Source organism: Nocardioides furvisabuli, from assembly GCF_021083185.1.
In the GTDB taxonomy this organism is placed as follows: Bacteria; Actinomycetota; Actinomycetes; order Propionibacteriales; family Nocardioidaceae; genus Nocardioides; species Nocardioides furvisabuli.
Genome location: NZ_JAIGQB010000009.1, coordinates 97,859 through 122,428 on the forward strand (window position 1 = coordinate 97,859; position 24,570 = coordinate 122,428).

Consider the following 24,570-nt stretch of genomic DNA (forward strand, 5'->3'; position numbering starts at 1 on the left):
CCCCGACCGCTCTTGGAACCGGCGGCGGCGTTGGCGCGTCAATTCCGGTATGTCCTCGCGTTCGCTGCCTGCTGCCGGCTGCCTGATGTTCCTGCTGGCTCTCACCGCCTGCGACGGGTCCACCCCGGAGGAGGACGCGCCGTCAGGAACCAGTCGACAGCCCAGCGCGTCCTCAGCCCCCAAAAACGACACCGGAGTCGTCTTCTCTCGGGCTGGCCTGACGGTGCGGCTGCCGGATGGATGTCGGCCGAAGAACGTCGTGCCCGCCCAATGCCAAGGGCTCCAAGCGCTCCGGGTCGCAGAGGTCGGTCCGTCGCTAGACCTGATGCGACCCGGCGTCCGCCAGGGACGTACAGGGACGTGGGTCGGTCTCCGGCTCGTTGACGAGTCCTACGTGTTCGCCGAAGCGAGCAACGCCGAAGTCATCTACGAGCTGTTCGCGTCTGCCTCCGCGACGACGCAGTAGACGCTGCGCGGCACCAGCAGCTCAGGCGCGCGGCAGGTACGGGTTGGGGTTCACCCGACCTCCGGGTCGAGCCCGCCTCGGCTCGACGATGACCCGCGGAGCGGATCGTCGAGCGTGGAGTTCCGCGGCCTGCTCCCGCCACGTGGTCCAGGTACGCAGCTCGTCGTAGGCCGGGTCGGTGGTCGCACGCTCGAGGGCACGCTTCGCGACATCTTCGACGGCCGTCGGGGAACCGGCCTCCGCCAAGTTCCGGCACACCATCAGCGCGAGGTGCGGGTCGTGTTCCTCGAGCCTGAGCGACGTGGCCTTGTCTAGGAAGGTCGCCGGGCTTGTCTCCTGTCCCTCGGCCCACGTGGCGACGAGCCAGGTCATGTGGGCGGCGATCGCCGGGCGTCCCTGCGACCAGGCGTTGACGCGCTTGCGCGGGTCGCTGCCGAAGAGCATGTTCTTGACCCGCTTCCGGGTAAGCGTGGGGTCTTCGCCGTGGGTGAGGAGGTTCGCGACCGCCTTGTAGAGGGTGTCGCGGGCGCAGCCGTTGCCCTCCCAGCAGTCCGGGCACCGCAGCTTCCCTGCGCACGGCGCGCTGGCCTTCAGGTCGGGCAGGAGCGCCCGCCACCAGAAGAAGACCCGCTTGCCCGGCAGCACCAGCGTCGTGGCGGGCGGATCCGCACGAGCCGTCCCGCCCATCAGGAGCTCGGCGAGCGCCCCGAGCAGCGTCCCGGGCTGACCGGGCTCGGTCGCGCCTGTCATGAGCGCCGTCATCGGGGCGAGCAGCGCGTGCGCGTTCTCGGCCGCGGCGAGCCGGGCTTCGACGCGTAGGTGCTCGCAACGCAGCTGGACGCAGGCTCCGGCGAGCTCGAGCCACGCGGCCACTTCGGCGTCGTCGCCTCGGTGGGTCAGCGGGGCGGCATGGCGGGCGAGGTGTGCGGCCGGTACGGAGGGGGCTGCGTTGCGGCTGCTGATGTGCAGGGCGAGCCGCGGTGTGCGGGTGGTGCCGCGGTCGTGGTCCGCGAGCAGAGCCTCGATGCCGTCGTACGACATCGACGCTGCGGCGTGAACCAGCAGCTGGATGAGCGCGTCGGCGGTGGCCCGGGCGTCGGCCTTGGCGTCGTGCGCCGCGCGGTTGGCCACGCCGGTGGCCGCGCACAGCGCGGCCAGGCTCACGCTCGTGCTGGTGCCGGCGACGGGGTGGCGCAGCAGCCGCGGGAGCGTGGAGGTGTCCACGATCGGCAGGTCGGGGAGGTCGTCGAACCCCACGGCGTTGCCGCCCGCCTGGTCGAGCCGTTCCAGTTCGCCGCGCAGGACTCCGATGTCGGCGCCGGTGTGGCCGACCAGCACGGCGTCCTCGACGTCGAGGGCGCGCAGCACCGCGGGTGCGTAGTGGGGAAACCGGCGCTTGCGGGCGACGTAGGCGTCGGTGAAGCCGTGAACGGCCGCGGTGGCCTCGTCGATCGGTACGCAGGGATTCATCTCGATGTACAGCTCGCCGTTGTTGGTCCGCTTGCCCCGCACGACCGGGGTGAGGCCGAGGGAGATCAGGCGGGGCAGGCCGCCGTCGGGGTCGGTGCAGTACTCGGTGTCGAGCACGAGGAAGGTGCGCTCGGTGAGCCGCTCGAACAGCTCGAACTGGGCCGCCGTGAGCGTTGTCATCGCGCACCGGCGGGGTCTGTGCTGGATGGGAGACGGTCGCCGGCAAGCACCTCGACGAGGTGGGCGTTGAACAGCGAGGCGTACCGAGCCGGTAGGTCGCCGGTCTTGGGCTTGGGCGGCTGGGGGTCCGCCAGCGTCCGGGGCTGCGGCGCCCACCCTCCGGCGGCCTCGTTGTCGTCGTGGATGAGCTTCGCGACGTCCTCGAGGTCGGTGAACGCACCCTGCTGACGAGCCACGGCCAGGTCGAGGAGGAAGTTCAGCCGCGCGAGGTTGCGGTACATCTGCTTGCGGTTGGTCAGGAACGGCTCGAGCAGGTGGCGGATGCGGTTCTCCACCGCGGCGTTCGATGCGGGCAGGTGCGGTTGGGCGGTGAGCAACGGCATCGCCTTCGCGACGCGCGGCTCGTACAGGCGGCGGCGGTCGGTCATGCCGGCCACCGGGACGCCGAGGCGGGCTGCGTGGTGCTCGAGGTCGTCCCACCATCGTGCCCAGTCCGCGGGCGTGAGCGCGGCCAGGTCGTCGCGGTGGAGGAGGTCGAGGTGCTTGGCGAGCGGCTCGACCAGCGTCTTGCGGCCTTGGACGATCGTGGTGGCGGCCTTCGTGTCCAGCAGCGCCTCGCGCAGGTTGCGGCGCATGTGGAACATGCTCGGCACGAAGCCGACGACGCCAGGGCCGAAGTGGAGGTCGACGGCGTTGCCGATGGCGCTGGCATGGTCGGCGACGACGAAGTCGGGGCGCACGCCCACCTCGTCGAACATCAGACGCCAAGCGGTGTGGTTCGGGCGCGGGTAGGCGCGCATGAGGCGCAGCCGGTACTCGCGCTGCGGGAAGCTCATCGGGTCCATCGGGTCGTGCCAGCGGACCTCGACCAGGACCAGCACCGACCAGTAGCGGCGGACGCGCTTCCCGGCGGAGTTCTTCGCCCACACCACGACCGGCTGCTCGTCCAGCAGCCAGGTAAGCGGTTGGGCGAGGCCGGCGGTCGGGTTCGCCTCGAGCAGTTGGTCGTTGCGCGTGCGGAGCTTGCGGTCGCGTTCCTGCATCCGGGCGTTGACGCTGCGCCAGATGAGCGGGGCGTACTGCTCGACCAGGTCGGCGGCCAGGTGCCACGCTCCGGCGGCCTCGCGGCGGATGTAGGAGGAGCCGGTGCCAGTCGCTCCGGGTCCGAGTGGGATGGCGGCGAGCTCTTCGCCGTGGTCCTCGAGCAGGTGTCGACGCGCACGGTCGCGGTAGCGGCGCATCATCATCGACGTCGCCGCCTAGCTGGCGCCCATCGAGAGCTCGTTGAGGGCGCGGGCGAACAGCGGCCCGGTCCACGGGGTGTGCCGGGCGCCGGTGGCAGCGCCGCTGTGGGGCCCGAGGAGTTCGTGGCAGGTGGTGCACTCGTCGTGCCCGACTTCGACGACCTCGCGGGTCAGGGGCGGGCTGAACCCGTGCGTGAGTTCCGGCTGCCCGTGCGGCACGCACCGGTACCGCTGCCGTCGGCGCGGGCCCTTGCCGTTCGTGCCGTTTCGGGTGATGTGAGCGCCGGGGTGCTCAGGGCACGCCGGCGGGATGTGGATCGAGGTGAGCGCGGTGTTCGCCGCGCGCAGCAGGACCTGGAACTGGTGCTGCTCGCCGTTGGGACGGACGCAGCGGTACCGCTGCCGGCCTTGTTCGTACGCGTGCCGCGCGACTGCAGCTTCCCGTCCGCGTGCCTCGGCTCGGGGCAGTGCACCGCTGGCCGCCGAGGACTCTCCGCGGCGGGCCGGTCGGCTGGTCGCAGGAAGAAGTGCGGCGCGGCATCGGCCGGGCGGCACTCCCAGCGCTGCTGCGCGCCTGCTGCGGTGTGGCGGACGCCGCGTCGGCGGAGCCTGCTGCCGGGGTGGGTCGCGCAGGCCTCGGACGAGGCGGAGCCGTCGTCCTCAGGCCCGCCTGCGGTCGCTTCCACGACCTACCTCCGTGCAACGAGAAGCGCCGGCCTTCCCTGGCCGACCAGATGGTCGAGCCTACGGGAAAGCCGGCGCTTGTGCCCCCAAAACCACTTGTAAAGCCGAACAGGACCAGGAGGTCGGGGGCGTCCGTGGGGCGAGGGACTCAGCCCTTGCGCTCCTTGACCTTGTCGGTCGCTGCGGGCAGGACCGTGTGGAGGTCACCCACGACGCCGAAGTCGACGAGCTCGAAGATCGGGGCCTCGGGGTCCTTGTTGACCGCGACGATGGTCTTCGACGTCTGCATGCCGGCACGGTGCTGGATCGCACCCGAGATGCCGTTGGCGACGTAGAGCTGCGGCGAGACCGTCTTGCCGGTCTGCCCGACCTGGAACGCGTGGGGCATCCAGCCGGAGTCGACGGCCGCACGCGACGCGCCCACGGCCGCACCGAGGGAATCGGCGAAGCCCTCGACGGACTCGAAGTTGCCGCCGGTGCCACGACCGCCGGAGACCACGATCGCGGCCTCGGTCAGCTCGGGGCGACCGGTCGCCTGGCGCGGCTGCGTGGCCACGATCTGCGCCGTCTTCGCCGCGTCCGACACCGTCGCGGTGAACGCCTCGACGGCGCCCGCGCCCGCGGCCTCCTCGGGGGCGGCCGAGTTGGGCTTCACCGTGATGATCGGCGTGCCCTGCGTGACCTTGGCCTGCACGGTGTAGTTGCCGGCGAACACGCTCTGCGTGGTCACGCCACCCTCGGCGACGTCGACGGCGTCGGTGATCAGGCCCGAGCCCAGCTTGATCGCCAGGCGACCGGCGACCTCCTTGTTCTCGAACGTCGACGGCAGCAGGATCGCGGCCAATCCCCCGGCTGCGCTGCTCTTCTCCGCCAGCTGCTGCAGCGCCTCGGCCTTCGGCGCGACGAGATAGCCCTTGATCTGGGCGTCGTCGACGACGTAGACCTTCTCGGCGCCGTACTTCTTGACCTTCTCGGCCACGGCGTCGCCCTGGTCGGGCGAGCCGAAGAACACCGCGGACGGCTCGCCGAGGCGGCGCGCGATCGTGAGGAGCTCGTAGGTGGGCTTCTTGACCTCGCCGTCGGCGTGGTCGATGACTACCAGGACTTCAGACATGGTGGCTCTCCTGTCCTGCTCAGATGAACTTCTTGGACGCGAGGAAGCCGACCAGCGCGTCAGCGCCCGAGCCGTCCTCGTCGGTGACGATCTCGCCGGCGGTGCGCGGCGGGCGCTCGGTGGTGTCCTCGACCTGCGACCAGGCCACCGAGAGGCCGACCTGGCCGGCGTCGACGCCGAGGTCGGACAGCGAGAAGGTGTCCAGCGGCTTCTTCTTCGCGGCCATGATGCCCTTGAAGGAGGGGTAGCGCGCCTCGCCCGACTGGTCGGTGACCGACAGCACGATCGGCAGCGTCGCGCCGATGACCTCGGTCGAGCCCTCGTTGTCACGCTTGATGCGGACCTGGTCGCCCTGCGACTCGATCACCGAGGCGAGCGTGACCTGCGGCATGCCCAGACGCTCGGCCAGCATCGCCGGCACCACGGAGCCGGAGGCGTCCGTGGAGGCCATGCCGCAGACCACGAGGTCCGCGCCGACCTTCTCGATCGCCTTGGCCAGCACCAGCGAGGTGGCGATGTAGTCGGAGCCCGCGATCGCGTCGTCGACGACGTGGACGCCCTTGTCGGCACCCATCTGCAGCGCCTTGCGCACCGCGTCGACGGCCTTCTCGGGGCCGACGGTCAACGCGGTGATCTCGATGTCCTCACCCTCGCGCTTCTCGCGGAACTGCAGGGCCTGCTCGACGGCGTACTCGTCGAGCTCGGACAGCAGCCCGTCGACGCCGACGCGGTCGACGGTGTAGTCGTCCTCGAACTTGCGGTCGGCCGTGGCGTCCGGCACGTACTTCACACAGACAACAATGTTCATGGTGGTGTGGCCTCGCGGCCCCTCCTGTGCACTCGGATGTGCTGGTGAGGTTACTTGCCGCCACGTCGCCGGGGAATGGCGATCCGGGTGGGGTCGCTCACAGTGACACTGTCACGGTCGTGTGCGGTGTCCCGGATCACCTGCGCGGGACGCGGAACCGCCCGACCACCCGCGTACGCCGGTGCTGGCTGTCCCCGACGTAGGTCACCTCCACGCGGTAGCCGCCGGCGCGCAGGCGCCCGAGGCGTGCCACCGCGGCACCGCCGGCGTCGAGCCGCACCCCCACCCGCGCGACGCGGCCCACGCCGGCCCGGCGGAGGCCGACCCGCACCCGGCCGGCGGGACGGGTGCCGTAGTCCCCGTCGACACGGAGACGCACCGACGTCGCGACGCGCGTGCGCCTGCCTGCCACCTGCACCTGCAGGTGCGAGCGCGCCGGCGCGACGACCCATTCCTCGGTCGACGAGGAGCTGCCGGACTGCGCGGCCGGGAGCTGGGGGACGTAGGTCGCGGCCACCGCGTGGGTGCCCACCAGCAGCCGCGGCAGCACGATCGTGGCGGCTCCGCCGGCGCCGAGGTTGGCCTTGATGCGGAGGTCGTCGACGGCGAAGACGACGTCACCCTGCGGCTGCCCCCCGTCACTCACGACCCGCGCGGACGCGGTCACCGACTGCCCGTACGCCGACTCGGTGGCGCTGAGCACGAGGGCCGTGCTGGACGGCGCCCCGGACGCCGCCACAGGACCCGCCGGGACGACTGCCAGGGCCAGCACGGCCGCCGACGCCGTGGCGAGCGACCGGGACATGGGCGACATCGTGGAACCCTGCGTCGAGGTCAGGGCTTCACGACGCGGTCGAGGATGCGACCCACGACCAGCCAGGCGATCGCACCGAGACCCCAGTTGAAGAGCGCGTTCTTGACCTCGGCACCCTCCCCGCCGAACTGCTTGATGCCCTCCTTGCGCGAGAAGACGTCGAGGTCGACGACCGTGGCGGCCTGCAGGACCGCGTCGACGAGCGCGTTGGAGGTGTTGGCGTCCAGCGCGACCAGCAGCGCGCCGACGGCGAGCACCAGGGCGCACAGCACGCAGGCCAGCCACAGGACGTGGGCCAGCGCAGCCCGGATCTTCGTTGCCACAGTGCATGTCTCCTTGTCGGGGCCGGGGTCGGCCCGTGGTGAGCGGGGGTGGGACCAGGTCAGCGGCCGACGAACGTGGCCTTGCCCGGTCCGTTCTCAACGAACGAGGTGATGCCACGGGTACGGTCCTCGGTGGCGAAGACCCCGGCGAACTGCTGCCGCTCGATCTCCAGGCCGGTGTCGAGGTCGACCTCGCTCCCCCGGTCGATGCACTCCTTCGCGGCGCGGATCGCCAGCGCGGCCGCCCCGCTGAACTGCGCGGCCCAGGCGACCGACTCCTCCAGCACCTTGTCGGCGGGGACGACGCGGTCCACCATGCCGATGCGCAGGGCCTCGTCGGCCCTGACGAAGCGTCCGGTGAAGATGATGTCCTTGGCCTTCGCCGTTCCGACCAGTCGAGCGAGCCGCTGGGTGCCGCCCGCGCCGGGGATGATGCCCAGCAGGACCTCGGGCTGGCCGAAGACGGCGTCCTCGGCGGCGAAGCGCAGGTCGGCCGAGAGCGCGAGCTCGCAGCCCCCGCCGAGGGCGTAGCCGTTCACCGCGGCGACGACGGGCTTCGGGATCCGGGCGATCGCGGTGGTGGCGGTGCTGACGGACGTCGAGACCTTGACCATGTCGGCGTACGACATGTCCGCCATCTCCTTGACGTCGTTGCCGGCGGCGAAGACCCGCTCGCCGCCCCACAGCACCACGGCGCGTACGTCGTCGCGCTCGGTGAGCTCGGCGGCCGCCTCGCGGAGGTCGGCCTGCACCTGCACGCTGATCGCGTTCATCTTGGGCCGGTCCAGCCGCAGGACCGCGACCTGGTCGGTCACGTCGATCGAGACGAACTCCATGGTTGCTCCCCTTCATCTGTGCGCCGGTGCGCCGGCGCCCGCGTGCACCACTGCGTGGGCGCATTCTGCCGTGCCCGCCGGCAAGCACCACAATGGCTCGCGTGACACCGCCCCCCGACCAAGCATCAGTCTGGAACCACGACGGCGAGACGCGAGAGGTCTGGCCGGGTCGCAACTACCCCCTCGGGGCGACCTGGTCCCACGACGCGACCAACTTCGCGGTCTACTCACCCAACGCCGAGCGGCTCTGGGTGTGCCTCTTCGACGACGACGACGTCGAGACGCGCCACCTGCTCACCGAGCACTCCCTCGGCGTGTGGCACGGGGCGGTGCCCGGCGTCGCGCCCGGAACCCGCTACGGCTACCGCGCCCACGGCCCGTGGGACCCCGACGCCGGCCTGCGGTTCAACGCCGCCAAGCTGCTGCTCGACCCCTACGCCAAGGCGGTCTCGGGTGACCTGGTGGTCGACGAGGCGATCTTCGGCTACGTGCCGGGTGAGCCCGACACCATCAGCGACCTCGACTCCGCGGCGTACGTGCCGCGCAGCGTGGTCGTCTACGACGACTTCCAGTGGGGCGCCGACACCTCGCCGCGTCGGCGCTGGCGCGACACGGTCATCTACGAGATGCACGTCAAGGGCATGACCGCGCTGCACGACCGGGTGCCCGAGGAGCTGCGCGGGACCTACGCCGGGCTCGCCACGCCGGCGGTCACCGACTACCTCCGCGACCTCGGCGTCACGGCCGTCGAGCTGCTGCCGGTGCACCAGTTCTTCTCCGAGCCGGCGCTGGCCGAACGCGGCCTGGTGAACTACTGGGGCTACAACTCCCTCGGCTTCTTCGCCCCGCACAACGCCTACTCTCACGCCGGCGACCGCGGCCAGCAGGTCACCGAGTTCAAGCAGATGGTGAGGGCCTTCCACGAGGCGGGCCTCGAGGTCATCCTCGACGTGGTCTACAACCACACTGCCGAGGCGGGTCCGCTCGGGCCGACGCTGAGCTTCCGCGGGCTCGACGACCTCGGCTACTACCAACGCGTCGTCGCCCCGCAGCCCGAGCCGGGCGAGGACCCGATGCCCGACACCTACTGGGACGTGACCGGCTGCGGCAACACCGTCGACGCCACCCACACCCAGAGCCTGCGGATGATCCTCGACTCGCTGCGCTACTGGGTCAACGAGATGCACGTCGACGGCTTCCGCTTCGACCTGATGAGCGCGCTGACCCGCACCAACCAGGTCGTCGACCTCGGCAGCCACCTGATCACCGCGATCGGCCAGGACCCGGTCCTGCGCCACGTGAAGCTGATCGCCGAGCCGTGGGACGCCTCGATGGACGGCTATCGCGTCGGCCGCTTCCCCCCGCCGTGGATCGAGTGGAACGACCAGTTCCGCGACACCGTGCGGGACTTCTGGCGCGGCCACTCCGCCGGCGTACGCACCGTGGCGACGCGCCTGGCTGGCTCGAGCGACCTGTACGCCGACGACGGCCGCTCGCCCTACGCGTCGGTGAACTTCGTGACCGCGCACGACGGGTTCACGTTGCGCGACCTGGTGTCGTACAACGACAAGCACAACGAGGCCAACGGCGAGGACAACCGCGACGGCACCGACAACAACCGGTCGTGGAACTGCGGGGCCGAGGGCGAGACGGACGACGCGGAGGTCATCGCCATGCGACGCCGCCAGGCGGCCAACCTGATGGCCACCCTCTGCTTCTCCAGCGGCGTGCCGATGCTGACCGCCGGCGACGAGCGCGGACGCACGCAGGGCGGCAACAACAACGCCTACGGCCAGGACAACGAGACGTCGTGGGTCGACTGGCGTCCCGACGACGCGTGGCTCGACCTCTACGAGATCACCAAGACCGCGCTGCGACTGCGCCGTGAACACCCTGTCCTGCGCCAGCGGCACTGGTTCGAGGGCCGGCCCACCATCCGCGGCGGCATCAAGGACCTCGTCTGGGTCCACCCCAGCGGCCGCGAGATGGCGACCGACGACTGGAACGACGACTCGGTCCGCACGGTCGGGATGTTCCTCAACGGCGCGCCGCTGCGCTACCCCGGTCCACGCGGCGAGCAGATCCGCGACAAGTCCTTCATGATCTGGCTCAACGCCGGGGCCGACGACGTGGAGCTCGTCCTCCCGGACAACCAGTGGGTCCACCACGGCGAGGTGGTGCTCTCGACCAACGCCGACGTCGCCGTGGGCACGCCGGTCGTCGCAGGCACCTCGATGCTGCTGCAGGCCCGCTCGGTGCTGGTGATGCGCCAGACCTGACGGGCCTCCGCATATTGGTCCCACGGTCCTGGCCTGCGACGATGAGGCCATGGCCAGCAGCGTCCCCGCACGTCGGCAGGAGAAGGGTCGAGGTCACCTCCTCGACATGAACGCCCCTCGTCGCGTCGTGGCGGACCCCGAGAAGGACGCGCGCGACCTCGCGCGCGTGCAGAAGTGGGTGATGTCGACGCTGGCCGTCACGACGATCCTCCACCTGGTGGTCGGCCTGGTGGTGGCCGCGGTCATGCTCGACGACGCACCGGACAGCTCGAAGATCGGGCTCAACGTCATCGCCGGGATCTTCGGTGCGATCGCCGTCGCGACAGGGCTCGCGATCCACGGTCGCCGCATCCTCTCGCCCTGGCTGTTGCTCGGCCTGGTGCCGACCGCGACCGGCCTCGTGCTGACCTTCGGCTGAGGCGCCGGCCGCGGAGACGCCCGGCGTCGACGGCCGCCGCACGTGCGGGTACGGCGACACCCGGGTCGAGCGAGGTGAGGTCGGCGGCGAGCTGCGGCACGGGGCTGCGCGTGGGCGCGCCGCCGCGGGCTAGGAGCTGACCCGCTCCGTCAGCGTCCGCAGGGTCACCTGCAGGTCGGAGAACTCCTGCACGCTCAGGGCGAGCGCTTCCTTCATGTCGCAGTGGATGCGCTCGGCGTGGCTCCGGAGGCGCTCGCCCTTCGCGGTGAGCGACACGACCACGAAGCGCTCGTCCTCGTTGTCGCGGTGCCGTGCGACGAACCCCGCGACCTCCATCCGCCGCAGGAGAGGGGTGAGCGTCCCGTGGTCGAGCCGCAACGCCTCCGCGATGTCACGGACCGCCCGCTCGTCGCGCTCCCAGAGCACGATGAGCACGAGGTACTGCGGGTACGTCAGGCCCAGCTGGGTGAGCGCGGGACGGTAGGCGGCCGTGACCGCCCGGGAGGCGGCGTAGAGGTCGAAGCACAGCTGGTCCGACAACGAAGGGGTGTCGATCTCGGTCACCGGGACATCATGCACCCCGGAGGCGCTACCTTGTGCACAAGATCATTGGACGCAAGATGTTGAGGACCCCTGGGAAGGGAGTGCCGATCGTGGTGGAGATCCTGGAGCAGAGGCTCATGGAGGCAGGTCGGGGCGACCACGAGGCCGCCGCGGCCGTGTACGACGACGTCGCCGAGGTCGTCTACGGCCTGGTGCTGCACATGACGGGCGACCCCGAGCGGGCGGAGGCCCTGGCGTGCGACGCGCTCCTCGCCGTCCTCCGGACCGCGTCGCTCTTCGACCCGGCCCAGGGGTCGGCCCGCAGCTGGATCGTGGGCGTGGCCCACCAGCACGCCGTCCGGAGCCGGAGGTCGACCCGGCCGCAGGAGTCCGGCACGCCGATGCTCGTCCCCGGCCTCGCCGCGCTGTCGGGACCCGACGCTCGGGCGGTGGGGCTCTCCTGGTTCGGCGCACGCACCTACGGCGACGTCGCGCAGGACACCGGCGAGTCGCACGACCGGGTCCTGGCCCGGCTGCGGGGCGCACTGCTCGACCTGGGGAGCGACCGCACCGCGCCGGAGCCGTGGCGCTCGACCTGAGCGCCACGGCACGCCAGCATCAGACCGGCTCGGCCACCAGACCGAGCTCGGCCACCGAGGCCAGTGCCTCGTTGCGCGGGACGACGCGCACCGTGTAGCCGAAGGGACCGGACCGGTCCAGCGACACGGCGGCATCGAAGCGGTGGCGGTTGCCGTCGTAGGACTCCCCCACCAGCATCGGGGTCACGGACGTCGCGGTGAGCTCGTCGTCGGAGCCGATCCTGCCGTGCACGACCTGCACCTCGACGTCGTCGGCCGACAGCGAGCCGAGCGCCACCCAGGCGCGTACGGCGAGGGTCGCGCCGACCTCGGCCTGGTCGCCCACGCCCTCGGAGTCGACGTGCTCGACGCGCACGCCGTGCCACGCCTCCCGGACGGTCTGCTTCCACGCCGACAGCTCGTGGGCGCCGGCGTAGTCGGAGTTGAGCGAGCGCGCGGTGTGCGCCGCGGGCGCGTAGAGCTCACGGACGTAGTCGCGCACCTGGCGGGTCGCGAGCACCTTCGGGCCGAGCGACTTCAGCGTGTGGCGCACCATCTCGAGCCAGCGCGGCGGGACGCCCTCGTGGTTGGTCTCGTAGAAGCGCGGGACGACGTCGGTCTCGAGGAGGTCGTAGAGCGCGTGCGCCTCGAGGTCGTCGCGACGATCGGCGTCGTCGATGCCGTCGGCGGACGGGATCGCCCAGCCGTTGTTGCCGTCGTACCACTCGTCCCACCAGCCGTCGAGGATCGAGAGGTTGAGCCCACCGTTGAGCGCAGCCTTCATGCCCGAGGTGCCGCAGGCCTCGTAGGGGCGCAGCGGGTTGTTGAGCCACACGTCGCAGCCGGGGTAGAGCGGCTGCGCCATCGCGATGTCGTAGTTGGGCAGGAAGGCGATGCGGTGGCGGATCTCCGGGTCGTCGGCGAAGCGCACCATCTCCTGGATGAGCCGCTTGCCGGTCTCGTCGGCCGGGTGCGCCTTGCCGGCGATGACCAGCTGGATCGGGCGCTCGGGGTCGAGGAGCAGCTTCTTCAGCCGAGCCGGGTCGCGCAGCATCAGCGTGAGCCGCTTGTACGTCGGCACGCGGCGCGCGAAGCCGATGGTCAGCACGTCGGGGTCGAGGGCAGTGTCGATCCACGTCGTCTCGGCAGGGGCGAACCCACGCTTGGCCGCCGAACGGCGCATCCGGTCGCGGGCGTCCTCGATGAAGCGGGTGCGCAGTGCGCGCTTGAGGTCCCAGATCTCGCGGTCACCGAGCTGGTCGACCAGCGGCCACAGGGCGTCGGTGTCGTCACCGTCGACGTCGGCGCCGCGGCTGGCGGCGAGCTCGATGACCTCGCGGGCGATCCACGTCGGGCCGTGCACGCCGTTGGTGATCGACGTGATCGGCACCTCGGCCTCGTCGAAGGCGGGCCAGAGGCCGTTGAACATCCCGCGGGACACGTGGCCGTGCAGCATCGAGACGCCGTTGGCGCGCTGGGCGAGGCGGAAGCCCATCACCGCCATGTTGAAGACGCCGGCGTCGCCGCCGTCGTAGTCCTCCGCGCCGAGGGCGAGCACGCGGTCGACCGGGACGCCCGGCGTGGGCGAGCTGCCGCCGAAGTACTGCGAGACCAGCTCGCGGGGGAACCGGTCGATCCCCGCGGGCACCGGCGTGTGGGTCGTGAAGACCGTGCCGGCGCGCGACACCTCGAGCGCCGTGTCGAAGTCGAGGTGCGGCCCGTCGTCGCCGACGGTGAGCTCGCGGATCCGCTCGACCCCGAGGAAGCCGGCGTGGCCCTCGTTGGCGTGGAAGACCTCGGGGGCCGGGGCGCCGGTGATGCGCGACCACACGCGCAGTGCCCGGACGCCGCCGACACCGAGCAGCAGCTCCTGGCGCAGGCGGTGCTCGGAGTTGCCGCCGTAGAGGCGGTCCGTGACGTCGCGGTAGTGGGCGCTGTTGTCCTCGATGTCGGTGTCGAGGAGCAGGAGCGGCACGCGGCCGACCTGCGCCACCAGGATCCGGGCGACGAGGTCCGGGCCGTCGGGCAGCGCGATCGAGACCGTCGCGCGCGTGCCGTCGGCCTCCCGCAGCTGGGTCAGCGGCAGCTCGTCGGGGTCGAGGACGGGGTAGCTCTCCTGCTGCCAGCCGTCGCGGTCCAGCGCCTGCTTGAAGTAGCCGTGGCGGTAGAACAGGCCGACGCCGACCAGCGGGATGCCGAGGTCCGAGGACGCCTTCAGGTGGTCGCCGGCCAGGATGCCGAGACCGCCGGAGTACTGCGGCAGCACCGAGGCGATGCCGTACTCGGACGAGAAGTAGGCGATGGCACGCGGGGCGTCCTCGCCGGCCTTGCGGGCGTACCAGCGGTCCTCGGAGAGGTAGCGCTGGAGGTCCGCGTGGGCGGCGTCGAGCCGGGCGCGGAAGTCCCCGTCGTCGACGAGCTCGTCGAGGCGCTCGCGGCCCACGGCCCCCAGGAACCGGACCGGGTCGCCGGCCACGTCGCGCCACAGCTGTGGGTCGACGGACGCGAAGACGTCCTGGGTCGGGGGGTGCCACGACCAGCGCAGGTTGCCCGCGAGGACGGACAGGGCGCCGAGGGGCTCGGGAAGGACAGGACGGACGGTGAATCGTCGGAACGCTCGCACGGACCAGCACGCTAGGGCATTTCTTGGATCGATCCAAGAGCCGCGCGGCGAGCCCCTCGCAACTGACGGGCGACGTGGGTGCCCGCCGCACCCGGGCGTACCCCGTCGCGTGGGAGTCAAAGGGGTGAGACCACCTCGCTCCCGGGTTGCGCCCGTGACCCAACGTTCGCAAGTGTGGGGGCATGGTTGGACGCATACCCGTGATGGATGTATCCCCCGTCGTCGACCTCGGTCGGCAGTCGGCGAAGGCGACGGTCGGCGAACCGATGCCGGTCCGGGCGACCGTGTTCCGCGAGGGACACGACCAGCTCGCGGCCGAGGTCGTGGCCACGGACCCTGCCGGGAGGCGTCGCGACCCGGTGCGGATGGTCCCCGACGGAGCTGCACCCAACCGCTACGTCGCCCACGTCACCCCCGACACCGAGGGCGAGTGGACCTTCGAGATCCACTCCTGGTCCGACCCTGTTGCCACCTGGCAGCACGACGCCGGCATCAAGATCCCCGCCGGCGTCGACGTCGAGCTGATGTTCACCGAGGCCAGGCTCCTGCTGGAGCGCGTCGCCGCGGGCACCGGCACCGACAAGCCGGACACCACGTCCGCCGCGCTCGTGAAGGGTGCGATCGCCGCGGCGAGCGACCAAGGACGTCCCGTCGGCGCGCGCCTCGCAGCACTGCAGGACCCCGAGCTGGACGCCGTCCTGCTCGCCCACCCGTTGCGCGAGCTGACCTCGGTGACGGGTCCGTTCCGCTTCCGCGCCGACCGCGTGCGCGCCCTGTACGGCAGCTGGTACGAGTTCTTCCCCCGCTCCGAGGGCGCCACGCGCGACCCGAGGACCGGCAAGGTCGTCTCCGGCACCTTCCGCACGGCGGCGAAGCGGCTCGACCGCGTCGCGGAGATGGGCTTCGACGTCCTCTACCTCCCGCCCATCCACCCGATCGGCGAGCTCAACCGCAAGGGCCCCAACAACACGCTCACGCCCGGTCCCGACGACCCCGGCTCGCCGTGGGCGATCGGCAGCAAGGACGGCGGGCACGACGCGATCCACCCCGAGCTGGGCACCTTCGAGGACTTCGACGCCTTCGTCGCCCGGGCCGGTGAGCTCGGGCTCGAGGTCGCCCTCGACCTCGCCCTCCAGGCCGCGCCGGACCATCCGTGGGTCACCACGCACCCGCAGTTCTTCACCACGCGCGCCGACGGCACGATCGCCTATGCCGAGAACCCGCCGAAGAAGTACCAGGACATCTACCCGATCAACTTCGACAACGACCCGAGCGGCATCTGCCGCGAGGTGCTGCGGATCGTGAAGCTGTGGATCGCCCACGGCGTGCGGATCTTCCGCGTCGACAACCCGCACACCAAGCCGCTGGCGTTCTGGGAGTGGCTGCTCGCCGAGGTACGGCGTACGGACCCCGACGTCATCTTCCTGTCCGAGGCGTTCACGAAGCCGGCGATGATGCACGGCCTCGGTGCGGTGGGCTACCACCAGAGCTACACCTACTTCACCTGGCGCACCGGCAAGCGGGAGATCGAGGAGTACCTCGTCGAGGTCTCGCGCGAGTCCGACCACCTGATGCGCCCGAACTTCTTCGTCAACACACCCGACATCCTCCACGCCTACCTGCAGTACGGCGGCCCGGCGGCGTTCAAGGTCCGTGCGGCCCTCGCGGCGACCGGGTCGCCGAGCTGGGGCGTCTACGCCGGCTACGAGCTGTTCGAGCACGTCGCGGTGAAGCCCGGGTCGGAGGAGTACCTCGACTCGGAGAAGTTCCAGATCCGCATCCGCGACTGGGAGCAGCGCGACGCCGAGGGCACCACCCTCGCGCCCTACCTCACCCGCCTCAACGAGATCCGGCGCCAGCACCCGGCGCTGCAGCTGCTGCGCAACATCACGATCCACGAGAGCGAGGACGACTCCGTCCTGGTCTTCTCCAAGCGCCACACGCTGCCCGACGGCCACGACGACGTGGTGCTGGTGGTCATCAACCTCGACCCCCACGGCACGCGGGAGACCATGGTCCACCTCGACATGCCGGCGCTCGGCCTCGAGTGGCACGAGTCGTTCAACGCCCACGACGAGATCACCGGCGCAGACTGGGGCTGGAGCCGCCACAACTACGTCCGCCTCGATCCCGGACACGAGCCCGCGCACGTCATCAGCGTCAGGAGCAACCGTTGACCGAGCACCACGCGCCAGCCCATCCCACGTCGGCCCACATGCCGACGGACGCGGGGGCCGCCACGGCGGTGCTCAACGCGGAGCCGGACTGGTTCCGCACGGCCGTCTTCTACGAGGTGCTCGTCCGCTCGTTCCGCGACTCCAACGGCGACGGCACGGGTGACTTCAAGGGCCTGATCGAGAAGCTCGACTACCTGGAGTGGCTCGGCGTCGACTGCCTGTGGGTGCCGCCGTTCTTCACCTCGCCGCTGCGCGACGGCGGCTACGACGTGGCCGACTACAACAACATCCTCCCCGAGTGCGGCACGGTCGAGGACTTCCACGAGTTCCTCGACGCCTGCCACCAGCGCGGCATCCGCGTGATCATCGACTTCGTCATGAACCACACGAGCGACGCGCACCCGTGGTTCCAGGCCAGCCGGAGCGACCCCGAGGGTCCCTACGGCGACTTCTACGTCTGGTCCGACACCGACGAGCTCTACCAGGACGCCCGGGTCATCTTCGTCGACACCGAGCCCTCGAACTGGACGTGGGACCCGGTGCGCCAGCAGTACTTCTGGCACCGGTTCTTCCACCACCAGCCCGACCTCAACTTCGACAACCCCAAGGTCCACGACGCGATGCTGGACGCGATGGCGTTCTGGCTCGACATGGGCCTCGACGGCTTCCGCCTCGACGCCGTGCCCTACCTCTACGAGCGCCCCGGCACCAACGGCGAGAACCTGCCCGAGACGCACGACTTCCTCAAGAAGTGCCGCCGCTTCGTCGACGAGCACTACCCCGGCCGCGTGCTGCTGTGCGAGGCCAACCAGTGGCCCGCCGACGTCGTGGAGTACTTCGGCCCCGAGCAGACCGAGGACGGCCGCTGGGTCGGCACCGAGTGCCACATGGCGTTCCACTTCCCGGTGATGCCGCGCATCTTCATGGCCGTGCGTCGCGAGTCGCGCTTCCCCATCTCGGAGATCCTCGAGCAGACGCCGTCGATCCCCGACGGCTGCCAGTGGGGCATCTTCCTGCGCAACCACGACGAGCTGACGCTGGAGATGGTCACCGACGAGGACCGCGACTACATGTGGTCCGAGTACGCCCACGACCCCCGGATGAAGGCCAACATCGGCATCCGCCGCCGGCTCGCGCCGCTGCTCGACAACGACGTGAACCGGATGGAGCTCTTCACCGCGATCCTGCTGTCACTTCCCGGCTCGCCGGTCCTCTACTACGGCGACGAGATCGGCATGGGTGACAACATCTGGCTCGGCGACCGCGACGGCGTGCGTACGCCGATGCAGTGGACGCCCGACCGCAACGCGGGCTTCTCCAACGCCACGCCCGGCAAGCTCCACCTGCCGGCGATCCAGGACCCGGTCTACGGCTACCAGTCGGTGAACGTGGAGGCGCAGCTGGAGAACACCTCCTCGCTGCTGCACTGGACCCGGCGCCTCGTGCACGCACGGCGCCGCCACCCGGCGTTCGGCCTCGGCGACTTCGTCGACCTCGGCGGCTCGAACCCGAGCGTGCTGTCCTACATCCGCGAGCACGAGACCGACGACGGGCGCGACGTCATCCTGTGCGTCAACAACCTCTCGCGCTTCCCGCAGCCGGTCGAGCTCGACCTGCGCCACTGGGAGGGCATGGTGCCCGTCGAGCTGCTCGGCGGCGTGCCGTTCCCGGCCATCGGCGAGCTGCCCTACCTGCTGACGCTCGGCGGCTACGGCTTCCTGTGGCTGCGACTGACGGATCCGAACGGCTCGGGGGTGGAGCAGTGAGTGACGAGACCAGGACGCACGACCTGACGACGTGGATCGGCGAGGCCCGCTGGTTCGGCGGCAAGGGGCGCGAGTGGTCGCTGGCGGGCGTACGCCGTGTCGGTGAGCTGCCGGACGCACCGCCCGGGCTGCGGGTCTCGATCGACCTCGCCGAGGTGGCCTACCGCTCCGAGCAGGGCGAGGAGAGCGAGCTCTACCAGCTCCCGCTGGCGTTCTACTCCGAGCCGCAGGAGCGCCTGGCGCACGCGCTGGTCGGCGAGTGGGACGACTCGTCGTTCGGCCACACCTTCGTCTACGACGCCCTCCACGACCGGGAGTCGATGGCGCTGTGGCTGCGCGCGTTCGCCGCGCCGCCGTCCAGCACCGACCGCGGTCAGCTCGCCTTCCACAGCCTGCCGGGACACGACCTCGACCTCGAGGCGCACTCGACGCTGTTCTCGGGCGAGCAGTCGAACTCCTCGGTCGCGTTCGGCGAGGACGCGCTGATGAAGGTCTTCCGCAAGGTCACGCCCGGGGTCAACCCCGACGTGGCCATCCACCAGGTGCTCACCGAGGCCGGGTCGACCCACGTCGCCTCGCTCTACGGCTGGCTCGACCTGGTGGACGAGGAGACCAACACCACCATCCAGCTCGCGATGCTGCAGCAGTTCCTGCGCACCGCCAGCGACGGCTGGGACCTGGCGCTGGCCAGCGTCCGCAACCTCTTCGCAGAGGCCGACCTGCACGCCGACGAGGTCGGCGGTGACTTCGCGGGAGAGGCCGCCCGCCTGGGCGTGGCGCTGGCCGAGGTCCACGCCGACCTGGCCGCGCACTTCCCCGTGGAGGAGCGCGACGCCGACGCCGTCGGCGCCCTGGCGAGCGCCATGGAGGGGCGGCTCGAGGCCGCTCTCGAGGTGGTGCCCGGCCTGGCCGAGCACGAGGCGGGCCTGCGGGCGACGTACGCCCGGCTGCGCGACCTCGACCGCGTCGAGGTCCAGCAGGTCCACGGAGACCTGCACCTGGGCCAGACGCTGCGCACCGCACGCGGCTGGAAGATCGTCGACTTCGAGGGCGAGCCGGCCAAGCCGCTCGCCGAGCGGCTCAAGCCCGACTCGGTGTGGCGCGACGTCGCGGGGATGATCCGCTCCTTCGACTACGCCCCGCGCGTGGTCGCCCTCACCGCGGGCGACTACGACGCCGGCGAGGCCGACCAGCGGACCTACCGGGCCGCGGAGTGGTCGGCCCGCAACCGCGAGGCCTTCCTCGCCGCCTACACCGCGAAACGCGGTGACGACGTCGACGCGGCCGCCACCTTGCTGCTCGATGCCTACCTCGCGGACAAAGCCGTCTACGAGGCCGTCTACGAAGCCCGCAACCGACCGGGATGGCTGTCCATCCCGCTGGCAGCGTTGGGAGAGACGTCATGACCGACCCGCACGGCACCACCCGCACCTACGCCCCCGGGGAGCTCGACCTCCACCTCATCGGCGAGGGCCGCCACGAGGAGCTGTGGAGGGTGCTCGGCGCGCAGCCGACCGACACCGGCACCTCCTTCCGGGTCTGGGCGCCCAACGCGCTCGAGGTCCAGGTGGCCGGCGAGTGGGCCGGCTGGGACGGCGCGGCCCACCCCATGACGAAGCTCGACGGCTCGGGCGTGTGGCACGCCCACGTCGAGGGCGTCGGCTCCGGCTCGCAGTACAAGTACCGGCTCCGCGGCGCGGACGGCCAGTGGGGCGACCGGGCCGACCCGCTCGCGCAGTACGCCGAGAAGCCGCCGAGCTCGGCCTCGGTGGTCTGGCGTTCCCAGCACGAGTGGAACGACGACGCCTGGCTGGAGGCGCGTCGCACCAGCCAGCCCGTCGACGAGGCGATGTCGATCTACGAGGTGCACCTCGCCTCGTGGCGCAAGCACTACTCCGGCGAGATCTACACCTGGGACCAGCTGGCCGACGCCCTCGTGCCGTACGTCTCCGACCTCGGCTTCACGCACGTCGAGTTCATGCCGGTGATGCAGCACCCCTTCGGCGGCTCGTGGGGCTACCACGTCACGTCCTACTTCGCCCCCGACGCCCGTTTCGGCGACCCCGACGGGCTCAAGCGGCTCATCGACCGGCTCCACCAGGCCGGCGTCGGCGTCATCCTCGACTGGGTGCCCGGTCACTTCGCCACCGACGAGTGGGCACTGGCGCGCTTCGACGGCACGCCGCTCTACGAGGACCCCAACCCCCAGCGCGGCTGGCACAAGGAGTGGGGCTCGCACATCTTCAACTTCGGGCGCCACGAGGTCCGCAACTTCCTCTACGCCAACGCGGTCTACTGGCTCGAGGAGTACCACGCCGACGGCCTGCGCGTGGACGGCGTCGCCTCGATGATCTACCTCGACTACGCCCGCGAGCACGGCGAGTGGTCGCCCAACGTCCATGGCGGCCGCGAGAACCTCGAGGCCGTGCAGTTCCTCCAGGAGATGAACGCCACCGTCTACAAGCGCGTCCCCGGCATCGTCACGATCGCCGAGGAGTCCACCGCGTGGCCCGGCGTCACCGGGCCCACCAGCGACGGCGGCCTGGGCTTCGGCTTCAAGTGGAACATGGGCTGGATGCACGACTCGCTCAACTACGTCTCCCAGGACCCGCTCTACCGCAGCCACCACCACGGCCAGATGACCTTCTCGCTGGTCTACGCCTACGCGGAGAACTACGTCCTGCCGATCAGCCACGACGAGGTCGTGCACGGCAAGGGGTCCCTGCTGCGCAAGATGCCGGGAGACCGCTGGCAGCAGCTGGCCAACCTGCGCGCCTACCTGGCCTACATGTGGGCCCACCCCGGCAAGCAGCTGCTCTTCATGGGCTGCGAGTTCGGTCAGGAGTCCGAGTGGGCCGAGAGCCGCGAGCTCGACTGGTGGCTCCTCGAGCACCCCGAGCACGCCGGCGTGCACGCCATGGTCCGCGACATGAACGCCACGTACGCCGCCTCGGGCGCGCTGTGGGGTCGGGACAACGACCCCGCAGGCTTCGCGTGGATCGACGCCAACGACGCGGGGCGCAACACGTTCTCGTTCGTGCGTCGCTCCCCCGGCCACCCCGACCTGGTCTGCGTGGCCAACTTCGCCGGCACCCCGCACGAGGGCTACCGCCTGGGGCTCCCGGAGGCCGGGCGGTGGACCGAGGTGCTCAACACCGACGCCGAGTCCTACTACGGCTCCGGGGTGGGCAACCTGGGCTCGATCACCGCGGTCGCCGGTGAGCACCACGGCCAGCCGGCGCACGCCGACATCGTCGTGCCCCCGCTCGCGACGGTCTGGTTCCGGGCCGCCGACTGAAGCGGCGGCCCGGAGCCGGACCGCTGGTCAGGTGAGGGTGATCATCCTCAGCATCCCCATCATCGCGTGCGGCATGCCGCCCATGTCGGGGTCGGGGAAGAAGCACATCACCACGTACTGGCCCGGTGGCAGCTCGTAGTCGACCGTCATGCTTCGCCCGGGGCTGAGCGTGCCCGTCGCCAGCTCGCCGGGCAGCAGCCACGACGGAGGCGGTCCCTGCTCCTCGCTCTGCAGGAAGTCCAGCACCTGGTCCGTGGTCGTCCCGGACGCCACCTGCTGCAGCACGACGAAGTGCGGCATCCCCGAGCTGCGCTTGTTCTTGAACAGGAAGCGGCCCTCGGCGGGGAGCCCGGACGCACCGCCCCAGGCAGGTCCGCCCTTGGCGAGGACGACGCCGTCGGTCCGCGGCGCCGAGGACGACCGCGCGGGTCCCCTGACGACGAGTGTCCTGCCGGTCACGAGGCCGCGTTCGCCGATGGAGAACGGCGTGTACGCGCCCGGACGTGGGAAGACGATGGTGCCGGAGCCGCCGCCGGCGAGACCGCCGACGATCGTGGACCGGGTGATTGCCCGCCTCAGCGCCTTCATGTTGTTCTTCGCACCGAACTTGTTGACGTCGGCGGTGAAGTCGTCGACGTCGTAGCCCTTCTTGAAGGTCACGAACTCGACGATCCCGGGGCCCTTGACCTCCAGGTGCACCCGCCCAGCCCTCAGGCTCCTCGGGCCCTTCACCCTGATCGTCTTCTTCGTCAGTGTCGCGACGAGGTGGGGCATCGCCGCGCGTGCGGCGGTCGTGGTGGTGGCTGCGCCGGAGGCGGCGCCAGTCGTGGGAGCGAGCAGGGCGGGCGAGCTCGCCAGCGCTGTGGCGCACACGACCGCCACCACCCTGCGCAGTCCGGTGGGCACGTGCATGATGGTCCGACCCTTCTCGTGAGCGAGAGTGCCGCCCGTCGGCACCGTCTTCCAGTAGTGCCACGGATCCGGGGAGTCGTCATCACCGATTTTCACCATGTTCGCGCGAGGTCCAGACCAGCGCCGCGCGCAGGTGCCGACGCCGTGCTCGTCATGCACACTCGGGACGATGACGGGCATCCTGCGCAGCGGGCCGGTGGTCTGGCTGGTCGGCGTCGTCGCGTTCGTGGCAGTGGCGGTGGTTCTCGACGTGGGCGCGGTCCAGCGCCCGGGCGGACGAACGGCGGCAGCCCAGCCGGTGCGCAACGCCACGATCGTCGTCGAGGAGGGCGGCACCCGCACCGGCTTCGCCACGCCCGAGGTGACCGTCGGCGGTGGCGGGACCGTCACCGTGGTCAACCTCGACACCATGGACCACACCGTCACCTCGGTCGCACGCAGGTCTGACGGGGCGCCCGTGTTCGACGTGCGGGTTCCGGCCGGCACGTCGGTGACTGTCCCGGGCGTCGAGGGACTGTCCGCCGGCGCGTGGACGTTCTTCTGCAAGTTCCACCCCTCCATGCGCGGGGTGATCACCGTCGAGGGTGTCGCCGGCGGGGTCGAGCCCGAGCACACGCGCTTCGAGCAGCCGTTGGTCGTCCCGAGCACGCGGCGCGGAGCCGACATCAGGTTGGTCATGCGGCGGGCGAAGGTCCGGACCCTTCCCGAGGGGCCGCGCACCTCGATGTGGACCTACGACGGCACCTACCCGGGGCCCACCATCAAGCGACGCGGCGGGCGAGGCACCGAGGTCACCGTCGTCAACCGCCTCCCCCGCGGCGCCGGTGCCATGTCGACCCACCTCCACGGCGACCACCACGCGTCCGCGGACGACGGGCAGCCGACCTCCCACCTCATCCGTCGCGGCGAGGGGCGGACCTATCGATACCCACTGGTGGTCGACGGCCGCCCGGAGCCGGGATCCTTCTTCTGGTACCACGACCACCGCATGGACCGCACCGCCCGCAACAACTGGCGTGGGCTGCAGGGCATGTTCATCGTCACCGACCCTCCCGTCCCGGGGCTCCGGCTGCCCACGGGGCGACGCGACGTGCCACTGATGATCTCGGAACGCTCGTTCACGAGCGGCAACCAGCTGACCGACCCGTTCGCGGACGGGCCCGACATGGTGGGTCACCACGGCGAGATGTCGTGGACGGGTGACAACGCGCCCCCCGACGACGCCACGGTCGGCGACACGGTGCTGGTCAACGGCCGCCACGCTCCGTACCTTGCGGTGTCGGCGACCCGCCACCGCCTGCGCCTGCTCAACTCGTCGCCGTTCTCCAGCTACAACTTCACCCTGTCCGACGGCAGGCCGTTCCTGCAGGTCGGCACCGGCAGCGGTCTGCTCCCGAAGTCCGTCGTACGCTCGAGCGTGCTGCTCGGGCCGGCGCAGCGGGCCGACGTCGTCGTGGACTTCAGCGGTGCGACGGGGCAACGTCTCGTGCTCGCGTCGGTCCCGGCCGCGCGCGGGACGACGGGCGACGACGCGCGCGAGACCGCCGTCATGGAGTTCCGGGTCGGCCGACCGGCGAGGGACTCCTCGCGGCTGCCGTCACGGTTGCCGTCACCCCGGCTGGTCGCGCCTGTCCGGGCCTCGGTGGCGAAGACATGGACCTTCGGCCTGGAGGAGTCGCGCCGCGGTAGCGCCTGGTCCATCAACGGGCGTGCCTTCGATCCGGGACGGGTCGACCACCGCGTACGCCTCGGCACGGTGGAGCGTTGGCGGCTGCGCAACACCAGCGACGTCACCCACTACGTCCATGTCCACGCCCAGCAGTGGCGCACGCTCCTGCGTGACGGACGGCGCCCACCGCCGTGGGAGCGCGGGCTCGAGGACACCTGGCGGCTCGAGCCCGGGGAGGAGGTCGAGATCGCCGCCCGCTTCACCGACTACACCGGCCCCTTCATGATCCACTGCCACATGCTCGATCACGAGGACCACGGGATGATGGCGCGCTTCGACGTCACCCGATGACGTCCTCCGCTGCGCTG

General features: G+C 71.0%; 19 protein-coding genes. 8 read left to right on the forward strand and 11 right to left on the reverse strand.

What is annotated here, in order from left to right; translation table 11 throughout:
* Positions 1-487: 487 nt before the first annotated feature.
* From K4G59_RS16430 to K4G59_RS16465, 8 genes are all read right to left on the reverse strand, one after another.
* Positions 488-2,116, reverse strand: a complete 1,629-nt coding sequence (locus K4G59_RS16430; protein WP_231252144.1) for a 3'-5' exonuclease — start codon at positions 2,114-2,116, stop codon at positions 488-490.
* Positions 2,113-3,363, reverse strand: coding sequence for a hypothetical protein (locus tag K4G59_RS16435; RefSeq protein WP_231252145.1), 1,251 nt, complete (start codon positions 3,361-3,363; stop codon positions 2,113-2,115). Before K4G59_RS16435 ends, K4G59_RS16430 begins: the two co-directional genes overlap by 4 nt.
* A gap of 12 nt (positions 3,364-3,375) precedes the next feature.
* Positions 3,376-3,579 (reverse strand): hypothetical protein, encoded by a 204-nt coding sequence (locus K4G59_RS16440; protein ID WP_231252146.1) that lies wholly within the window; start codon positions 3,577-3,579, stop codon positions 3,376-3,378.
* Between the two features lie 613 nt (positions 3,580-4,192).
* Positions 4,193-5,158, reverse strand: coding sequence for an electron transfer flavoprotein subunit alpha/FixB family protein (locus K4G59_RS16445; RefSeq protein WP_231252147.1), 966 nt, complete (start codon positions 5,156-5,158; stop codon positions 4,193-4,195).
* 19 nt (positions 5,159-5,177) lie between these two features.
* Positions 5,178-5,948 carry an electron transfer flavoprotein subunit beta/FixA family protein gene (locus K4G59_RS16450; RefSeq protein ID WP_231252148.1) on the reverse strand — a complete coding sequence of 257 codons (771 nt, stop codon included), beginning with the start codon at positions 5,946-5,948 and terminating at the stop codon, positions 5,178-5,180.
* A gap of 154 nt (positions 5,949-6,102) precedes the next feature.
* A complete protein-coding gene (locus K4G59_RS16455; RefSeq protein ID WP_231252149.1) occupies positions 6,103-6,771 on the reverse strand; it encodes an Ig-like domain-containing protein in 669 nt (222 codons plus the stop codon).
* 29 nt (positions 6,772-6,800) lie between these two features.
* The gene (locus K4G59_RS16460) at positions 6,801-7,103 is read right to left on the reverse strand and encodes a hypothetical protein (RefSeq protein ID WP_231252150.1); all 303 of its coding nucleotides are present in this window, start codon (positions 7,101-7,103) and stop codon (positions 6,801-6,803) included.
* Positions 7,104-7,162: 59 nt separating this feature from the next.
* Entirely contained in the window at positions 7,163-7,939 is a 777-nt protein-coding gene (locus tag K4G59_RS16465) for an enoyl-CoA hydratase/isomerase family protein (RefSeq protein WP_231252151.1), read from the reverse strand.
* Between the two features lie 101 nt (positions 7,940-8,040).
* Between K4G59_RS16465 and glgX the strand changes: the two genes are divergently transcribed.
* Positions 8,041-10,218, forward strand: a complete 2,178-nt coding sequence (glgX, locus tag K4G59_RS16470; protein WP_231252152.1) for a glycogen debranching protein GlgX — start codon at positions 8,041-8,043, stop codon at positions 10,216-10,218.
* 49 nt (positions 10,219-10,267) lie between these two features.
* Entirely contained in the window at positions 10,268-10,636 is a 369-nt protein-coding gene (locus K4G59_RS16475; RefSeq protein WP_231252153.1) for a hypothetical protein, read from the forward strand.
* Positions 10,637-10,765: 129 nt separating this feature from the next.
* On the opposite strand, the gene K4G59_RS16480 is transcribed toward K4G59_RS16475, so the two are convergent.
* Positions 10,766-11,200: a MarR family winged helix-turn-helix transcriptional regulator gene (locus K4G59_RS16480; protein WP_231252154.1), complete on the reverse strand. Its 435-nt coding sequence runs from the start codon at positions 11,198-11,200 to the stop codon at positions 10,766-10,768.
* A gap of 89 nt (positions 11,201-11,289) precedes the next feature.
* On the opposite strand from K4G59_RS16480, the gene K4G59_RS16485 reads away from it, so the two are divergent.
* Positions 11,290-11,778: a sigma factor gene (locus K4G59_RS16485; RefSeq protein ID WP_231252155.1), complete on the forward strand. Its 489-nt coding sequence runs from the start codon at positions 11,290-11,292 to the stop codon at positions 11,776-11,778.
* Between the two features lie 19 nt (positions 11,779-11,797).
* Here the strand turns inward: K4G59_RS16485 and glgP are convergent, their stop codons facing one another.
* On the reverse strand, positions 11,798-14,380 hold the full coding sequence (gene glgP / locus K4G59_RS16490) for an alpha-glucan family phosphorylase (RefSeq protein WP_231252156.1): 2,583 nt from the start codon (positions 14,378-14,380) through the stop codon (positions 11,798-11,800).
* Between the two features lie 182 nt (positions 14,381-14,562).
* Between glgP and K4G59_RS16495 the strand changes: the two genes are divergently transcribed.
* The 4 genes from K4G59_RS16495 to glgB are packed head-to-tail and all read left to right on the forward strand — an operon-like array spanning position 14,563 to position 21,621.
* Positions 14,563-16,557 (forward strand): alpha-1,4-glucan--maltose-1-phosphate maltosyltransferase, encoded by a 1,995-nt coding sequence (locus K4G59_RS16495; protein WP_231252157.1) that lies wholly within the window; start codon positions 14,563-14,565, stop codon positions 16,555-16,557.
* Positions 16,558-16,595: 38 nt separating this feature from the next.
* Positions 16,596-18,323, forward strand: a complete 1,728-nt coding sequence (gene treS / locus K4G59_RS16500; RefSeq protein ID WP_231252211.1) for a maltose alpha-D-glucosyltransferase — start codon at positions 16,596-16,598, stop codon at positions 18,321-18,323.
* Complete coding sequence (locus tag K4G59_RS16505) at positions 18,320-19,729, forward strand: maltokinase N-terminal cap-like domain-containing protein (RefSeq protein ID WP_231252158.1); 1,410 nt, start codon at positions 18,320-18,322, stop codon at positions 19,727-19,729. Before treS ends, K4G59_RS16505 begins: the two co-directional genes overlap by 4 nt.
* Positions 19,726-21,621: a 1,4-alpha-glucan branching protein GlgB gene (glgB, locus tag K4G59_RS16510; protein WP_231252159.1), complete on the forward strand. Its 1,896-nt coding sequence runs from the start codon at positions 19,726-19,728 to the stop codon at positions 21,619-21,621. Before K4G59_RS16505 ends, glgB begins: the two co-directional genes overlap by 4 nt.
* A 27-nt stretch (positions 21,622-21,648) precedes the next feature.
* Here glgB and K4G59_RS16515 read toward each other — a convergent pair whose 3' ends face one another.
* The gene (locus tag K4G59_RS16515; protein ID WP_231252160.1) at positions 21,649-22,527 is read right to left on the reverse strand and encodes a hypothetical protein; all 879 of its coding nucleotides are present in this window, start codon (positions 22,525-22,527) and stop codon (positions 21,649-21,651) included.
* 175 nt (positions 22,528-22,702) lie between these two features.
* On the opposite strand from K4G59_RS16515, the gene K4G59_RS16520 reads away from it, so the two are divergent.
* Positions 22,703-24,553: a multicopper oxidase domain-containing protein gene (locus K4G59_RS16520; protein WP_231252161.1), complete on the forward strand. Its 1,851-nt coding sequence runs from the start codon at positions 22,703-22,705 to the stop codon at positions 24,551-24,553.
* The last annotated feature ends 17 nt before the right edge of the window (positions 24,554-24,570 follow it).

Excerpts from the sequence above, each read along its gene's own strand:
- glgB (WP_231252159.1), top strand. The coding sequence starts at position 19,726 with ATGACCGACCCGCACGGCACCACCCGCACCTACGCCCCCGGGGAGCTC.
- treS (WP_231252211.1), top strand. The coding sequence starts at position 16,596 with ATGCCGACGGACGCGGGGGCCGCCACGGCGGTGCTCAACGCGGAGCCG.
- K4G59_RS16445 (WP_231252147.1), bottom strand. The coding sequence starts at position 5,158 with ATGTCTGAAGTCCTGGTAGTCATCGACCACGCCGACGGCGAGGTCAAG.
- K4G59_RS16465 (WP_231252151.1), bottom strand. The coding sequence starts at position 7,939 with ATGGAGTTCGTCTCGATCGACGTGACCGACCAGGTCGCGGTCCTGCGG.
- K4G59_RS16475 (WP_231252153.1), top strand. The coding sequence starts at position 10,268 with ATGGCCAGCAGCGTCCCCGCACGTCGGCAGGAGAAGGGTCGAGGTCAC.
- K4G59_RS16435 (WP_231252145.1), bottom strand. The coding sequence starts at position 3,363 with ATGATGATGCGCCGCTACCGCGACCGTGCGCGTCGACACCTGCTCGAG.
- K4G59_RS16495 (WP_231252157.1), top strand. The coding sequence starts at position 14,563 with ATGGTTGGACGCATACCCGTGATGGATGTATCCCCCGTCGTCGACCTC.
- K4G59_RS16430 (WP_231252144.1), bottom strand. The coding sequence starts at position 2,116 with ATGACAACGCTCACGGCGGCCCAGTTCGAGCTGTTCGAGCGGCTCACC.
- K4G59_RS16520 (WP_231252161.1), top strand. The coding sequence starts at position 22,703 with ATGACGGGCATCCTGCGCAGCGGGCCGGTGGTCTGGCTGGTCGGCGTC.
- K4G59_RS16455 (WP_231252149.1), bottom strand. The coding sequence starts at position 6,771 with ATGTCCCGGTCGCTCGCCACGGCGTCGGCGGCCGTGCTGGCCCTGGCA.